At 60.0% G+C, this 14,706-nt stretch carries 14 protein-coding genes; 4 read left to right on the forward strand and 10 right to left on the reverse strand.

The genetic code is table 11. The features are described from left to right. Positions 1–204: 204 nt before the first annotated feature. The 6 genes from hupB to ACSQ2W_RS00475 all read right to left on the reverse strand — a co-directional run bounded on the left by hupB (position 205) and on the right by ACSQ2W_RS00475 (position 8,509). Positions 205–477 carry a DNA-binding protein HupB gene (gene hupB, locus ACSQ2W_RS00450; RefSeq protein ID WP_037121853.1) on the reverse strand — a complete coding sequence of 91 codons (273 nt, stop codon included), beginning with the start codon at positions 475–477 and terminating at the stop codon, positions 205–207. Between the two features lie 230 nt (positions 478–707). After that, complete coding sequence (gene lon, locus ACSQ2W_RS00455; RefSeq protein ID WP_436084470.1) at positions 708–3,128, reverse strand: endopeptidase La; 2,421 nt, start codon at positions 3,126–3,128, stop codon at positions 708–710. Positions 3,129–3,594: 466 nt separating this feature from the next. Next, a complete protein-coding gene (gene clpX, locus ACSQ2W_RS00460) occupies positions 3,595–4,872 on the reverse strand; it encodes an ATP-dependent Clp protease ATP-binding subunit ClpX (RefSeq protein ID WP_037121850.1) in 1,278 nt (425 codons plus the stop codon). Positions 4,873–5,173: 301 nt separating this feature from the next. Next, on the reverse strand, positions 5,174–5,806 hold the full coding sequence (clpP, locus tag ACSQ2W_RS00465; RefSeq protein ID WP_037121848.1) for an ATP-dependent Clp endopeptidase proteolytic subunit ClpP: 633 nt from the start codon (positions 5,804–5,806) through the stop codon (positions 5,174–5,176). Between the two features lie 270 nt (positions 5,807–6,076). Next, the gene (locus ACSQ2W_RS00470; RefSeq protein ID WP_436084471.1) at positions 6,077–7,636 is read right to left on the reverse strand and encodes a phospholipase D family protein; all 1,560 of its coding nucleotides are present in this window, start codon (positions 7,634–7,636) and stop codon (positions 6,077–6,079) included. 18 nt (positions 7,637–7,654) lie between these two features. After that, the gene (locus tag ACSQ2W_RS00475; RefSeq protein ID WP_436084472.1) at positions 7,655–8,509 is read right to left on the reverse strand and encodes an endonuclease/exonuclease/phosphatase family protein; all 855 of its coding nucleotides are present in this window, start codon (positions 8,507–8,509) and stop codon (positions 7,655–7,657) included. Between the two features lie 212 nt (positions 8,510–8,721). On the opposite strand from ACSQ2W_RS00475, the gene ACSQ2W_RS00480 reads away from it, so the two are divergent. Further along, positions 8,722–9,969: a cytochrome P450 gene (locus ACSQ2W_RS00480; protein WP_436084473.1), complete on the forward strand. Its 1,248-nt coding sequence runs from the start codon at positions 8,722–8,724 to the stop codon at positions 9,967–9,969. A gap of 19 nt (positions 9,970–9,988) precedes the next feature. Here the strand turns inward: ACSQ2W_RS00480 and ACSQ2W_RS00485 are convergent, their stop codons facing one another. The 4 genes from ACSQ2W_RS00485 to ACSQ2W_RS00500 form a co-directional block, all read right to left on the reverse strand. Then, on the reverse strand, positions 9,989–10,747 hold the full coding sequence (locus ACSQ2W_RS00485; protein ID WP_436084474.1) for an adenylate/guanylate cyclase domain-containing protein: 759 nt from the start codon (positions 10,745–10,747) through the stop codon (positions 9,989–9,991). A 104-nt stretch (positions 10,748–10,851) separates the two neighbouring features. After that, positions 10,852–11,196 (reverse strand): cupin domain-containing protein, encoded by a 345-nt coding sequence (locus tag ACSQ2W_RS00490; protein WP_436084475.1) that lies wholly within the window; start codon positions 11,194–11,196, stop codon positions 10,852–10,854. Positions 11,197–11,245: 49 nt separating this feature from the next. Further along, positions 11,246–12,526 (reverse strand): O-acetylhomoserine aminocarboxypropyltransferase, encoded by a 1,281-nt coding sequence (locus ACSQ2W_RS00495; RefSeq protein ID WP_436084476.1) that lies wholly within the window; start codon positions 12,524–12,526, stop codon positions 11,246–11,248. Between the two features lie 133 nt (positions 12,527–12,659). Then, a complete protein-coding gene (locus tag ACSQ2W_RS00500; protein ID WP_436084477.1) occupies positions 12,660–13,088 on the reverse strand; it encodes a CoA-binding protein in 429 nt (142 codons plus the stop codon). Between the two features lie 209 nt (positions 13,089–13,297). Here ACSQ2W_RS00500 and ACSQ2W_RS00505 point away from each other — a divergent pair, with 209 nt between their 5' ends. The 3 genes from ACSQ2W_RS00505 to ACSQ2W_RS00515 are packed head-to-tail and all read left to right on the forward strand — an operon-like array spanning position 13,298 to position 14,706. Then, on the forward strand, positions 13,298–14,134 hold the full coding sequence (locus tag ACSQ2W_RS00505; protein ID WP_436084478.1) for an EamA family transporter: 837 nt from the start codon (positions 13,298–13,300) through the stop codon (positions 14,132–14,134). Between the two features lie 51 nt (positions 14,135–14,185). Then, positions 14,186–14,440, forward strand: coding sequence for a type II toxin-antitoxin system Phd/YefM family antitoxin (locus tag ACSQ2W_RS00510; RefSeq protein ID WP_436084479.1), 255 nt, complete (start codon positions 14,186–14,188; stop codon positions 14,438–14,440). Continuing rightward, positions 14,437–14,706 (forward strand): Txe/YoeB family addiction module toxin, encoded by a 270-nt coding sequence (locus ACSQ2W_RS00515; RefSeq protein ID WP_436084480.1) that lies wholly within the window; start codon positions 14,437–14,439, stop codon positions 14,704–14,706. Before ACSQ2W_RS00510 ends, ACSQ2W_RS00515 begins: the two co-directional genes overlap by 4 nt.

Raw genomic sequence — 14,706 nt, forward strand, 5'->3', positions numbered from 1 at the left:
GGGCCGGGACCATGACGTCTCGGCTTTTTCCGTTATCGGTACGGACGCAACGACAGCGCTCTGCCACCGCATCGTCCGCGACCCGGAGCTTCATGCCTGAATGAGGTGCGAATCGAAAAGAGGCCCGGGAAAACCCGGGCCTCAATCAACCTGCCATCGAACCGCCGGCGTTGCCGCCACGGTGCTGCAGATGAAACATGAAACTTAGTTTACGGCGTCCTTCAGACCCTTGCCGGCTGAGAACTTCGGCACGTTGCGTGCCGGGATGTCTACTTCTGCGCCGGTGGACGGGTTGCGACCCTTGGATGCTTCGCGACGGCTGACCGAGAAATTACCGAAGCCGACGAGACGAACGTCGCCGCCGTTCTTCAGTTCCACCTGGATAGCGTCGAAGATTGCATCAACTGCAGAAGATGCGTCCGTCTTCGAAAGTCCGGCCTTCTCGGCAACTGCTGACACGAGCTCATTCTTGTTCATGTTTCCACCCCTTTCAATACTGGTTCGAAACGACTCAATTTTTAAGCCGGGGGCAGCATACGCAAGACCCTCGCCTTGGCAAACCCAATCGCTCCGAATCCCTAGGAATGCAAGGCTTTGCGGGAGGTTTTACATAAAAAAGACCGGCAAAAATGCCGGTCTTCCACTATTTATGTGCCAAATCGATCCCCGTATGGTTGCGGGCATCATTTGACGTTCACGTCAAGTGCCTAGTGGGCAATCGACACCGCGGTGTCATCGGCCGGATCAGCAGCCGCGATCGGAACCACCTGCTTGGACGAATCCCACTCGATCGCCACCGGAACCCGCAACAGCGCGTGGCTCAGAACCTCGCCGATATGCGAAACCGGGATGATCTCCATGTTGTTCTTCACGTTGTCCGGAATGTCCGCCAGATCCTTGGCGTTTTCTTCCGGGATCAGCACCTTCTTGATGCCGCCGCGAAGTGCCGCAAGCAGCTTTTCCTTCAAACCGCCGATCGGCAGCACGCGGCCGCGCAGCGTGATTTCGCCGGTCATTGCCACGTCCTTGTTGACCGGGATGCCGGTCATGATCGAGACGATCGCCGTTGCCATGGCAACACCTGCGGACGGGCCGTCCTTCGGCGTCGCACCTTCCGGCACGTGCACGTGGATATCGCTCCGATCGAACAACGGCGGCTCGATACCGAAATCGATGGCCCGCGAGCGGACATAGGAGGCCGCCGCCGAGATCGATTCCTTCATCACGTCCCTGAGATTACCGGTCACCGTCATGCGGCCCTTGCCAGGCATCATGACGCCTTCGATCGTCAGCAGTTCGCCGCCGACCTCGGTCCAGGCGAGACCCGTGACGACACCCACCTGGTCGGCGCGCTCGGCTTCGCCGTGGCGATAGCGCGGAACGCCGAGATAGTCGTTGATGTTCTCTGCGGTAACCTCAACCTTGTCGGTACGACCTTTCAGGATTTCGGTCACGGCCTTGCGGGCGACCTTCATCAGTTCGCGTTCAAGGCTGCGCACGCCGGCTTCGCGGGTATAGGTCTGGATCACCGCTGAGATAGCACCGTCGGTTATCGAGAACTCCTTCGGCTGAAGCGCGTGGTCGGCAATCGCCTTCGGCAAGAGGTGCCGCTTGGCGATTTCCAGCTTTTCCTCTTCCGTGTAACCGGCGATGCGGATCACTTCCATGCGGTCCATCAGCGGCGCCGGAATGTTCAGCGTGTTGGCCGTGGTGATGAACATCACGTTCGACAGGTCATATTCCACTTCGAGATAGTGGTCCATGAAGGTAAAGTTCTGTTCCGGATCCAGCACCTCGAGCAGGGCCGAGGACGGGTCGCCGCGGAAATCCTGACCCATCTTGTCGATCTCGTCGAGCAGGAAGAGCGGATTGGACTTCTTCGCCTTCTTCATCGACTGGATGACCTTGCCGGGCATCGAGCCGATATAGGTGCGGCGGTGGCCGCGGATCTCGGCTTCGTCACGAACGCCGCCGAGTGCCATGCGGATATATTCACGGCCGGTCGCCTTGGCGATCGACTTCGCAAGCGAGGTCTTGCCGACGCCCGGAGGGCCGACGAGGCACAGGATCGGTCCTTTGATCTTCTGCGACCGCGCCTGCACGGCAAGATATTCGATGATCCGTTCCTTGACCTTGTCGAGACCGAAATGATCGTGTTCGAGCACCTGTTCGGCATGGTTGAGGTCGGTCTTAACCTTCGACTTCTTGCCCCACGGAATGCCGAGCAGCCAATCCAGATAGTTGCGCACGACGGTGGCTTCCGCCGACATCGGGCTCATCTGGCGCAGCTTCTTGACTTCCGCGTCTGCCTTTTCACGGGCTTCCTTGGAGAGCTTGGTCTTGGTGATGCGGTCTTCCAGCTCGGCCATCTCGTCGCGGCCTTCGTCGCCGTCACCGAGTTCCTTCTGGATCGCCTTCATCTGCTCGTTGAGGTAATATTCGCGTTGCGTCTTCTCCATCTGACGCTTGACGCGCGAGCGGATGCGCTTCTCGACCTGGAGAACGGAGATCTCGCCTTCCATGAAGCCAAGGGCCTTCTCAAGGCGCAGCTTGACGCTCGTCGTCTCGAGCATTTCCTGCTTTTCGACGATCTTTATGGAAAGATGCGAGGCAACCGTGTCGGCGAGCTTCGAATAGTCTTCAATCTGGCTGGCTGCGCCGACGACTTCCGGAGAAATCTTCTTGTTGAGCTTCACATAGCTCTCGAACTCCGAGACCACCGAGCGGCTGAGCGCCTCGATCTCGACCGGATCCTCTTCAGGCTCCGGCAGCGCATGCGCCATTGCTTCGTAGAACTCTTCGCGATGGGTATAGCCGTCGATCTCGGCGCGCGAACGCCCCTCGACCAGAACCTTGACGGTGCCGTCAGGGAGCTTCAAGAGCTGCAGCACGTTGGCGATCGTGCCGATCTGATAGATCGCCGAGGCTTCCGGATCATCGTCGCTCGCATTGATCTGGGTGGCAAGCATGATCTGCTTGTCGGTGCCCATGACCTCTTCCAGCGCGCGGATCGATTTTTCACGGCCGACAAACAGAGGCACGATCATGTGCGGGAACACCACGATGTCGCGCAGCGGCAGCACCGGATAGGTCGCGCTCTCAATTGCCGGAGACGTTTTGTTCGTCATGTCATTTCCTTTCCGTCCCGTTTCCGGGCCCGTTACCCGAAGCGTTCAAGGGCGCTTCCGGTCCTCATTCTTTCCACTGTCAGGTGGAGTGTGTGACGTCTGTTTTCAACCCTTTGCCGGCGACCGGCCTGGGAGGCGCCGTAGCCGGACATTAATGACATCTGACTGTCGCGGACCTTGCCGCGGGACTGAACGCACACGATTCGTATCATATAAGCAGATACGGGATCATAGTATAATTGCGTTGTTGGCCGCGTTTAGCAATCACGGATTCTATCCATTGCTGGACCGTTGGCGATATCCCCCGCCACGTTTTCTGTGCATCCGAGCCCTGCGATGCACGCAAGGCTCGCGGGACTGCTTCGGCTTTGCACCATCGCGGGAGTCTCCGTCCCCGATGTGTCACATATGCCCCACAAAAAAGGCCCGCGCGTGGCGGGCCTCTTGAACTTAAGTCGGGTGCGGATCAGGCCGAGACGTTGGCCTTCTCTTCCGAGCGCTCCGAATAGATGTAGAGCGGACGGGCAGAGCCCTTGACCACCTCGTCGGAGATGACCACTTCACGCACACCTTCCAGCGTCGGCAGCTCGAACATGGTGTCGAGCAGGATCTTTTCCATGATCGAGCGCAGGCCGCGGGCGCCGGTCTTGCGCACGATCGCCTTGCGGGCAATCTCGCGCAGCGCATCCTCGTGGAAGGTCAGTTCGACGTCTTCCATCTCGAACAGGCGCTGGTACTGCTTGATCAGCGCGTTCTTCGGCTCGGACAGGATCTGGATCAGGGCCGGTTCGTCGAGGTCCTCAAGCGTCGCCAGCACCGGCAGACGGCCGATGAATTCGGGGATGAGGCCGAACTTCACCAGGTCTTCGGGCTCCAGTTCGCGCAGGACTTCGCCAACGCGGCGATCTTCCGGTGCGCGCACCGCGGCACCGAAGCCGATCGAGGTCTTTTCGCCGCGCGCCGAGATGATCTTGTCGAGACCGGCAAAAGCGCCGCCGCAGATGAACAGGATGTTGGTCGTATCCACCTGCAGGAATTCCTGCTGCGGATGCTTGCGGCCGCCCTGGGGCGGAACCGATGCGACCGTGCCTTCCATGATCTTCAGAAGCGCCTGCTGCACGCCCTCGCCCGAAACGTCACGGGTGATCGACGGATTGTCGGACTTGCGCGAGATCTTGTCGACTTCGTCGATGTAGACGATGCCGCGCTGCGCCCGCTCGACGTTATAGTCGGCCGACTGCAGCAGCTTCAGGATGATGTTCTCGACATCCTCGCCGACATAGCCGGCTTCGGTCAGCGTCGTCGCGTCAGCCATCGTGAACGGCACGTCGATGATGCGCGCCAGCGTCTGGGCCAGATAGGTCTTGCCGCAACCGGTCGGGCCGACGAGCATGATGTTGGACTTCGCCAACTCGACGTCGGTGCCCTTGGCGGCATGCGCCAGACGCTTGTAGTGGTTATGGACGGCGACCGACAGGATACGCTTGGCCTGCTGCTGACCGATCACATATTCGTCGAGGACCTTGATGATCTCCTGCGGCGTCGGAACGCCGTCACGGGATTTGACCATCGAGGTCTTGTTCTCTTCGCGGATGATGTCCATGCAGAGCTCTACGCATTCATCGCAGATGAACACGGTCGGTCCGGCAATCAGCTTGCGGACCTCATGCTGGCTCTTGCCGCAGAAGGAACAATACAGGGTATTCTTCGAGTCACCGCCGTTGCTACCGCTGACTTTGCTCATATCACTTTCCTTCCAGCACGCCGGACACCTCCTGAAAGGTGAAACGGACTACTCAACCCGTTCCGCAATTCTTTCCGCCTTCATACGCGAAAATGCGGCACTTTCGGGAGTACGAACCGGCTTCAAACAACCACGTTTGATGTCCGGCAGCAACGAATCTCCCACCGAATACCGAATGCTAGGACCTCAAACTTCAACATAGCATTAACGGTCAATATTAACGGCTTTGGCCTGCGGATAAAGCCCTATCAGGGATACAAATGTGTCACAAATGCATCTATCCGCACACAAAAGCTTGAAATCAAGCCTGCTCGGCCGTTTCCATGGCCTCACGCGAGGTGATGACCTTGTCGACGACACCCCAGCTAAGTGCTTCATCCGCACTCATAAAATGGTCTCGGTCAAGCGTCTGTTCAACCTCTTCATAGGTCCGGCCGGTGTGCTTGACATAGACTTCGTTCAGGCGGCGCTTCATTTTCAGAATATCGCGGGCATGCCGTTCGATGTCGGATGCCTGGCCCTGGAAGCCGCCGGAAGGCTGGTGAACCATGATGCGGGCGTTCGGCGTCGCAAAGCGCATGTCCTTGTGACCGGCGGCCAGAAGCAGCGAGCCCATCGATGCGGCCTGGCCGATGCACAGCGTCGAAACGGCAGGCTTGATGAACTGCATCGTATCGTAGATCGCCATGCCGGCAGTCACGACGCCGCCCGGCGAATTGATATAGAGCGCGATTTCCTTCTTCGGGTTCTCGGCCTCGAGGAACAGCAACTGGGCGCAGATCAGCGTTGCCATCTGGTCTTCCACGGCACCCGTCAAAAAGATGATGCGCTCTTTCAGAAGGCGCGAGAAAATGTCGTAGGAACGTTCGCCGCGATTGGTCTGTTCAACGACCATCGGCACAAGAGCCATGGCGGTATCAACGGGATTTCTCATGTCAAACCTTTGTCTAGCTGGCGCGCAAATTCTCCTGCGCGCCGGGAATCATCGGGAATATCTCGCTTCATACATAGAGTGTCCAAGTACCCCACTCAAGTCGCGAACGCTGCATAACGTTAATACCGCCGCAGCCCAACATTCCCGTCACGGCACATTCATGCACGATCCTTTAGCGATTCCTAAGGAGCGCGATACGGCCCCGGTCGCTTTTTGAACGTTTTCACACAGGCATTCGGGCTTTCAGGGTAAAAAATGGGTAAATTGAGGTCAAAGCTGGGATTCGATCGGCAGGATGCTGATGATCCCTGCAGTCAGGCGGCGCAGGAGCCCGGCCTCCGGCTCGCGGCGAAGCACACGCGGCGTGTTGTTCTCGGTGTCGTGCCAGCGCAGACGGCCGTCCTCGAGGGTCAGCCGGAAGCTGTTGGCCGGGCGTGTCTCCTCCTCGAAGACCGCCTCGACTTCATCGACAAGCCCCGGATGGGTGAAGAGCACGCCCATTTCCGTATTAAGGGACGCCGAGCGCGGATCGAAATTCAGCGACCCGACGAAGGCCGTCTTGCCGTCGACCATGAAGGCCTTGGTATGAAGGCTGGCGCCCCGCGATCCGAACAGCGACATTCGTCTGGGATCGCCGAATTCGTGGATCGCCTTCAATTCGAACAGCGTCGCACCGCTCTTCAGCAGCGCCTTGCGATAATTGACGTAGGCTCCGTGAACCGCGGCAACATCGGTGGCGGCAAGCGAATTCGTCAGGACCGCAACCTTGACCCCCCTGTCGATGAGCCTGGCGATCTCTGCAATGCCCTGGCTGCCGGGAATGAAATAGGGCGAAATGATCTGCACGTCGTGCTGCGCTGAGGTCAGGACCGGCATCAGTTCGCGCATGATCCAGTTGTTGCGCTTCTGCAGAAATGCCTTCTCCGGCGGATCCGATACGAGTTTGGCGTCGCCTGTCCAGTGAAGGGGCTCTGCTGTCGGCATCCAGCCGCCGTGCTTCACTGCCGCATCAATATGCGTCAGATAGTGCTGACCGCCTGATGTCGCCGCGATCCTTTCGAGCTTCGCCCTGAACGCCGGCAGATAGTGCTTGCGCAGCGTCCGCAATGATCCAATCGGCAGCACGACAGGGCTATTCCAGTAACAGTCGAAGACCGTAGCTGCTTCCATAGCCACAGGGCCGAGCATCCAGACATCGAGATCGCGGAAATTCGCCTGCTCGCCCGCGTCGAAATAGGCGTCGCCAATGTTGCGGCCGCCGGCGATCACCAGATGGCCATCGGCGATCCACTGCTTGTTGTGCATACGCCGCGAGGTGCGCAGAGGCCGCAGCATCATCTCCAAACCGCGCCTGAAGCGATCGGTCCGTGCCCGGCTTGGATTGAACAGACGTACCTCGATGTTCGGATGGGCATCGAGCGACAGGCACATGCGATCGTGCAGGCCGGCATTGATGTCGTCAAGCAGCAGGCGCACGCGGACGCCGCGGTCGGCAGCGGCGAGTACCTCGCGGGTCAGCATCCGCCCGGTCAGGTCGTTCTTCCAGTAGTAATACTGCAGATCGAGACTGCGGCCTGCCTTGCGGGCAGACAGCGCCCGCAGCGCGAAGGCCGACATATTGTCGGCGATCAGCGCGACACCGTTCAACCCGGGATGACCGTCGATAAGCGGGGCCGCCAACCGGTCCAGTTCGGTCTGCTCGCCCCCCGGCATCAGCGCGCTCGACGCCGGCCCATGCAGACGCCGCCCGAAACGGCCATAGGCATAGACCAGGATCAACGCCAACAGGCCGGACGCAAAAACAGAGAGAGCAACGATAGCGGCACGCATGAGACGACAACCTGTGCGTCAGGATTGGGCCGCGGAAACCGCTTCGGTCATAATCGTACCGGTGCCGGCGAGCGCGGCCTTCAGATCAATATAGGCCTTGATCGGCAGATGGTCAGATGCCACCCGCGAAAGCGGCGAATTGTGCACCTCGACGGCCGTGACAAGATTGTGCGGGCTGCCCAGCACGCGATCGAGCGCCAAGAGAGGAAAACGCGAGGGAAAACTCGGCACCGCAGTCGCAGCGTGATCGAAAACGGGACTGAGGAAGCGCAACGCCGAGCGAGGCCCCAGACGCCATTCGTTGAGATCGCCTATCAAAAGCGTCGGTCGCTCCTCCGCCTCGCTGATGGCGGCCAGGATCGCCTCCGCCTGCCGGGCACGGGAATGCCTGAGCAGGCCGAAATGGGCGGCGATGATCCTGAGCGGCCCGTGCTTGAGATCGAGATCGACGACGAGCGCGCCGCGCGGCTCGACGCCGGGCAGGTCCAGTTGATGAACCTTGGCGACGGCGCCCTCGCGCAACAACAGCACGTTGCCATGCCAGCCATGCCCCTTGGACGAAAAGGCGGCGATCGGCACCGAAATGAGGTGACACTCCCGATGCAGCCGTTCCAGGTCCAGAAGCCCTGCCCGCTCCCCGAAACGCTGATCGACCTCCTGCAGCGCGATGATATCGGCGCCGATTTCACCGATCACTTCCGTGGTCCGCCCGGGGTCGAAGCGATTGTCGGTGCCGACGCATTTGTGGATGTTGTAGGAGGCTATGACGGTGTCGCCCCGCTCGCCAGCCGGATCCCGGCCCGCAAGCGAGACGCGCTTTCCGCGGATCGCGGCCAAAATGCCCGCTGACAGGCTGTTGTGCGACGAAGCCATAGTCTCTCTCTGGTCCCTGCCGTTCATCGTGCAAAATAGACGTGCCGCGCTGCAAGGCAAGGCGGTATCCGGCAAATGCGAACTTTTGAACCTCTACGCCCCAACTTTCGAGAGGCGATATCTAGGCATCGTCCCGACAATTTTCTTGCCGAGGACGCTGCTTGAACCATAGATCAGGTCAAACAACTATTCCATCCAGCGAGAATTCCTCCATGTCTGCGCCCTCAGCACTTTCCATCAACCCAGCGAGCCGGCATGTCAGCATCGACGTGCGCAATCCGGCCTTCTATCAGGAGCCGCTGTCCGCCTACGCCGCCTTGCATGCGCAATGTCCCGCCTTCTTCTGGGAAGAGCCGCAGCAGTGGTATTTTGCAGGCTACGACCGGGTGAACGGCCTCCTGCGCGACCGCCGCTTCGGCCGCCAGATCCTGCATGTGGCAACGCGCGAGGAACTCGGGCTGCCAGAGCCGAAGCCGCATCTTACGGATTTCGACCGGCTGGAAAGCTACTCGCTGCTCGAACTGGAACCGCCGGCCCACACGCGGCTTCGCACACTGGTCAACCGCGCCTTCGTCTCGCGCCAGATCGAACAGCTGCGTCCGGAAATCGCCACACTCGCACACGCGATCATCGACGGCTTCGAAAAGAACGGCGAAGTCGAACTGCTGAAGACCTATGCCGAGCTCATTCCGGTAACGGTGATTGCCCGCATGCTCGGCGTGCCGGTGGACATGGCGCCGGAACTGCTCGACTGGTCGCACCGCATGGTGCGCATGTACATGTTCAATCCGACGCTCGAGACGGAGCTCGACGCCAACCAGGCGTCAGCCGAGTTCAGTGACTATCTGAAGAGCATCATCGACTGGAAGCGCGACAATCCGGCCGATGATCTCCTCACGCACATGATCACCATCGAGAAGGACGGCGAGCGACTGTCCGACGACGAACTTATCTCGACGGCGGTTCTTCTGCTTAATGCCGGCCACGAGGCGACCGTGCACCAGCTCGGCAACGCCGTGCGCGTCCTGCTCGAAACAGGCACGCCTGCGGACCAGGCTTTTGCTGACGATACCGCCACCGAGCGCACGATCGAGGAGTGCATGCGCTATGCCGCACCGCTGCACATCTTCCAGCGCTACGCCCTCTTTGATATCGAGCTTGAGGACGGCATCAGCCTCAGGAAGGGCGACAAGATCGGCCTGCTGCTTGCCGCCGCCAACGTCGATCCGAAGAAATTCTCCGATCCCCTTCTCTTCCGCCCCGGCCGCAACGAAGGCCCGCACGTCTCCTTCGGCGCCGGCCTGCATTTCTGCATCGGCGCGCCGCTCGCAAGGCTGGAACTGAAGCTGTCGCTGCCGATCCTGTTCGAGCGGCTTCCGGGACTGCGGCTCAAAAGCGAACCGCAGGTGAAGGACAGCTACCATTTCCACGGGCTGGAACGGCTGGAATTGGCGTGGTGAGACAGGCCCGCCACGCCGGTCAGCCGCGCGGGGTAAGAACATAGGCAGGCACGGGATGCTCGATGCCCTTGAGTACAAGGAGCCGCGTGGCAGCAGGGACGACAAGATCCTGCGCCTGCGCCGCAGCTTCGTCGGAGACCAGAATCTCGCCTCCGGCCGCCTGAGATTCAAGACGGGCGGTCAAGTTTACCGTACCGCCAATCGCCGTGAAGTCGCTGCGGAAGGTTGAGAACTCCCCAATTTCGACCTGACCGGTGTGGACGCCGACACCAACGCCGAATGCGTCGATCGGAACTGCTGCACCGCGCGCTTTCATTTCCTCAAGCACTGAAGCGCAGCGCCGCTGAATGTCGATCGCCGCCGTGATCGCAGCTTTGGCATGGTGCTCGTTTTTGATTGGAAAATTGAAGATCGCCATCAGGCCATCGCCCATCTGTTTGTTGACGATCCCATCGTAGGCCCAAATGGCCTGGGCGCATTGGTCCTGAAAGGCGCTGACGATGTCGCTCAGGGTGACGGCGTCCATCCGCTCGGACAAATGGGTATAGCCGCGGATGTCGGCAAACAAGATTGTGGCGGTGGCGGAGATGTGCCGCTGCTTTTTGACGTAACGGAAAGACCGTTCGCAGATCGTGCAGATGTTCGGGTTCATCTTGCTGCGCGTGATGCCGCAGACGCGAAATGGAACTGCCAGCGGCCCCTTGATAGGGATCGGCACGTGCATCTGATCCCAGCAGCCCCGGCAGATGAGGGCTTGTTCGTGTGTCGTCGACCGCATTGACTAGACACCCCTGACTTGCCTGGCAGCCCCCACAAGCGTTCTCGCGTGAGCCAGACTGTCCCTTTCGACAGCGTTTGGCAAGCTGGGCCGCGCCGTTCCGTTCAAACCCGAATGACATAGTCCTTGCGAGTCGTTTCAATCACTTCCCAGGTTCCCTTGAAGCCGGGTCTGAGGATCATGCTGTCCCCGGCTTTCAGATGCGTTTCGGCGCCATCCTCTTCGGTGACGACGGAATGGCCGGAGAGGATGTGGAAATATTCCCACTCCTCGTAAACGATCCGCCATTTTCCCGGCGTCGCCTCCCAGATGCCGGCGTAGATGCCGCCATCGGCTTGCTCGAAATTCCAGGTGCGGAACTGCGGATTGCCGGAAATCAGACGATCCGGCGCAGGACGGTCGACCTCCGGTTCAAACGACGACGGATCAAATAGCAGCGCGTGGATCATGATGGCTCCATCGGAGAAACGGCCGGTGTCCCGGCCATCTTAAACTCAGTCAAACCTTGGCAAGCGATTGGTCGAGGTCGGCGATGATGTCGGCGACGTCCTCGATGCCGACCGAAAGGCGCACGACTTCCGGCCCGGCCCCCGCCGCCGCCTGCTGTTCCGGCGTCAACTGCCGGTGGGTCGTGGACGCAGGATGGATGACGAGCGAGCGGGTGTCGCCGATATTGGCGAGGTGCGAGAACATCTCCAGTCCCTCGACGAAGCGTTTCCCCGCCTCATAGCCATCCTTCAGGCCGAAGGTGAATACCGCGCCAGCGCCCTTCGGCGAATATGTCCGCTGAAGCGAGTGGTTCGCATCAGCCTCCAGACCAGCGTAGCGGACCCAAGCGACCTTGTCATGCGAGTTGAGCCAGGTGGCGACCGCAAGGGCATTGTCGCAATGGCGCTGCATCCTGAGCGGCAGCGTCTCGATGCCTGTCAGAAGAAGGAAGGCGTTGAACGGCGAGAGCGCCGGGCCGAAGTCGCGCAGGCCTAGCACACGGCAGGCGATGGCGAAGGCGAAGTTGCCGAAGGTCGCATGCAGCACCATGCCGGCATATTCCGGTCGCGGCTCCGACAAGATCGGGTATTTGCCCGATTTCGACCAGTCGAACGTACCGCCATCGACGATCACGCCGCCCATCGAGTTGCCGTGCCCGCCCATGAACTTGGTCAGTGAATGCACGATGATGTCAGCGCCATGCTCGATCGGCTGGATCAGATATGGCGTCGCCATCGTGTTGTCGACGATCAGTGGCAAGCCATGCTTTTTCGCGATCTGCGAAATCGCCGCAATATCGACGAATGTGCCGCCGGGATTGGCGAGGCTCTCGATGAAGATCGCCTTGGTGCGCTCGTCGATCTGGCTTTCGAACGACGAAATATCCGCCGTATCGACCCACCGCACCCGCCAGTCGAAGGATTTGAAGGCATTGCCGAACTGGTTGACGGAACCGCCATAGAGCTGGCGCGCGGCGAGAAAATTGTCGCCCGGGCTCATGATGGCGTGGAAGACCAGCAACTGCGCCGCATGGCCGGAGGCGACGGCGAGCGCTGCCGTGCCGCCTTCGAGCGCCGCGACCCGCTCTTCCAGCACCGCCTGCGTCGGGTTCATGATGCGGGTATAGATGTTGCCGAAGGCCTGCAGGCCGAACAGCGAGGCGGCGTGATCCGCATCGTTGAAGACGAAGCTCGTCGTCTGGTAGATCGGCGTCGCGCGCGCGCCGGTGGCCGGATCAGGCTGGGCGCCGGCGTGAATGGCAAGCGTATTGAAACCTGGATTGTTCTTCACGGACATGTTCTCCCTCGCCCAAGATCGGCGCACTATTTCAGAGGCCACAGCTGCTGGTCAAAGACTGTTTTACTGGATATACACGCTGGGCGAGTATTGATTTCCAATCTCTGGCCGGATGCCAGCGGCGCCGTCAGCCGACCAGACGCGGATATTCGATCGCCGGACAGCGGTCCATGACGACCTTTATGCCCCGCTCTTCCGCCTTTGCTGCCGCTTGATCGTCGCGCACCGACAATTGCCCCCAGATCACCTTCGGCCGCACGTCCAGCGCAAGGATTTCATCGACCAGGGCCGGGAGGGCATGGGCGGCACGGAAGACATCCACCATGTCGATGGGCTCGGGAACATCAGCGAGCCGGGCATAGACCTTCTGCCCCTGGATTTCCTTGCCGGCGTGGCCCGGATTGACCGGGAAAACCGTATAGCCCTTGCGCAGCAGGAACGCCATCACGCGATGGCTTGGTCGTGCGGGGTTCGGCGACGCGCCGACCAGCGCAATCGTCTTCGTCGATTTCAGAATGTCGGAGATATAAAAATCCGGATAGGCATCATGGTTCATCGTCGAAGTCCACCCAAAGCAATCGTCGCGCAATAATTGGGATAGCCTCCGCCACTGTCAACCAATCGACGGCGCTTTGCATGCAAATCCAAGGCGAGCTCGCGGCGTAGCCAAATCTGGCCCGCCATCAGAATCGGGTTGCTTTTCACGATCCACACCTTCAGAAAATACCGGTAATTCATCGTCCTCGCATCCCGTAAAGGTTCCTCTTGCCCCTCGACGTCATCGCTCTGGTTCTGTTTGGGGCGTTACTGCACGCGACCTGGAATGCGCTGGTCAAAGCGGGATCGGAAAAATCGCTCGATGCGGCGATGATCGCCCTCGGCGCGGCGGCCGTTGCGCTGCCCCTCCTTCCCTTCATGCCACTGCCGCATCCGGATGCGTGGCCGTTCATCCTCGTGTCGGCGCTTTTCCAGTTCGTCTATTTCCAGCTTGTCGCCGCCTCCTACCGCGCCGGCGATATCGGTCTTGTCTATCCGCTGATGCGCGGCGTGGCGCCGTTGCTGGTTGCCGCGACAAGCGGCGCGCTGATCGGCGAGAACCTTTCGCCTGGCGCCCTGGCCGGTGTGCTGACGATCTCAACCGGCGTGCTTACGCTCGCCTTCGAAGCGCGCAAGGGCGGCAAACACGCCATCCTCCTGGCGCTCGCCAATGCCGTGGTCATCGCCTGCTATACCTATGTCGACGGTATCGGCGCCCGCATCGCGCTCAATCCGATCTCCTACACGCTCTGGATGGCCTTGCTGCCGCCGATGCTGCTGTTTTCCTGGGCCTTCATCACGCGCGGCGTCAAACCTGTCCTGCGCCATGTCCGCCATCAATGGTGGCGCGGGCTGATCGGCGGCGGCGGCTCGATCGGCGCCTATGGCCTGGCGCTGTGGGCGATGACGAAAGCACCGGTCGCAACCGTCGCGGCGCTGCGCGAAACATCGATCCTCTTCGCCATCGTCATTTCCATCGTTTTCCTCAAGGAACGCGTCAGCATCTTCCGCATCGCGGCCGCCTGCCTGATCGCACTCGGGGCGCTGATGCTGAAGCTGGCTTGAGAAATCCTGTGAAATAACGTATGTACAGGATCACGTACAAAGGATTTCGTCATGAACGTCATCAGCCTATCCGAACTTCGCGCCAATATGGCAAAGCACTTCGACCGGGTCGAAGAGGATCATGATGAACTGATCGTGACGCGGCAGAATCGCGAGCCGATGGTCGTCATGTCGCTGCGAGATTTCGAGAGCTGGAAGGAAACGATGTATCTGCTTTCCAACCCGGCGAACGCGAAGATGCTGCGTGAGTCGATTGCAGAGCTGAATGCAGGTCACGGCGTTGAGCATGAATTGATCGAGCCGTGAAGGTTCTTTTTTCCACTAAAGGCTGGGAACACTATCTGCATTGGGTCGAGACGGACAAGACGATCCTGCTGCGGCTCAACAAACTCATCGAAGAATGTCGGCGGACGCCGTTTTTGGGGCTCGGCAAACCCGAACCGCTACGCGGCGAATTTAAAGGATTCTGGTCGCGACGGATCAACGAGGAAGACAGATTAGTGTACCGTGTTATGGGGACTGCCGAAACGCAGACAATTGAAATTGTGGCGTGCCGCTATCACTACAAGTAG

Source organism: Pararhizobium sp. LjRoot255, from assembly GCF_964252905.1.
Classification (GTDB): domain Bacteria; phylum Pseudomonadota; class Alphaproteobacteria; order Rhizobiales; family Rhizobiaceae; genus Pararhizobium.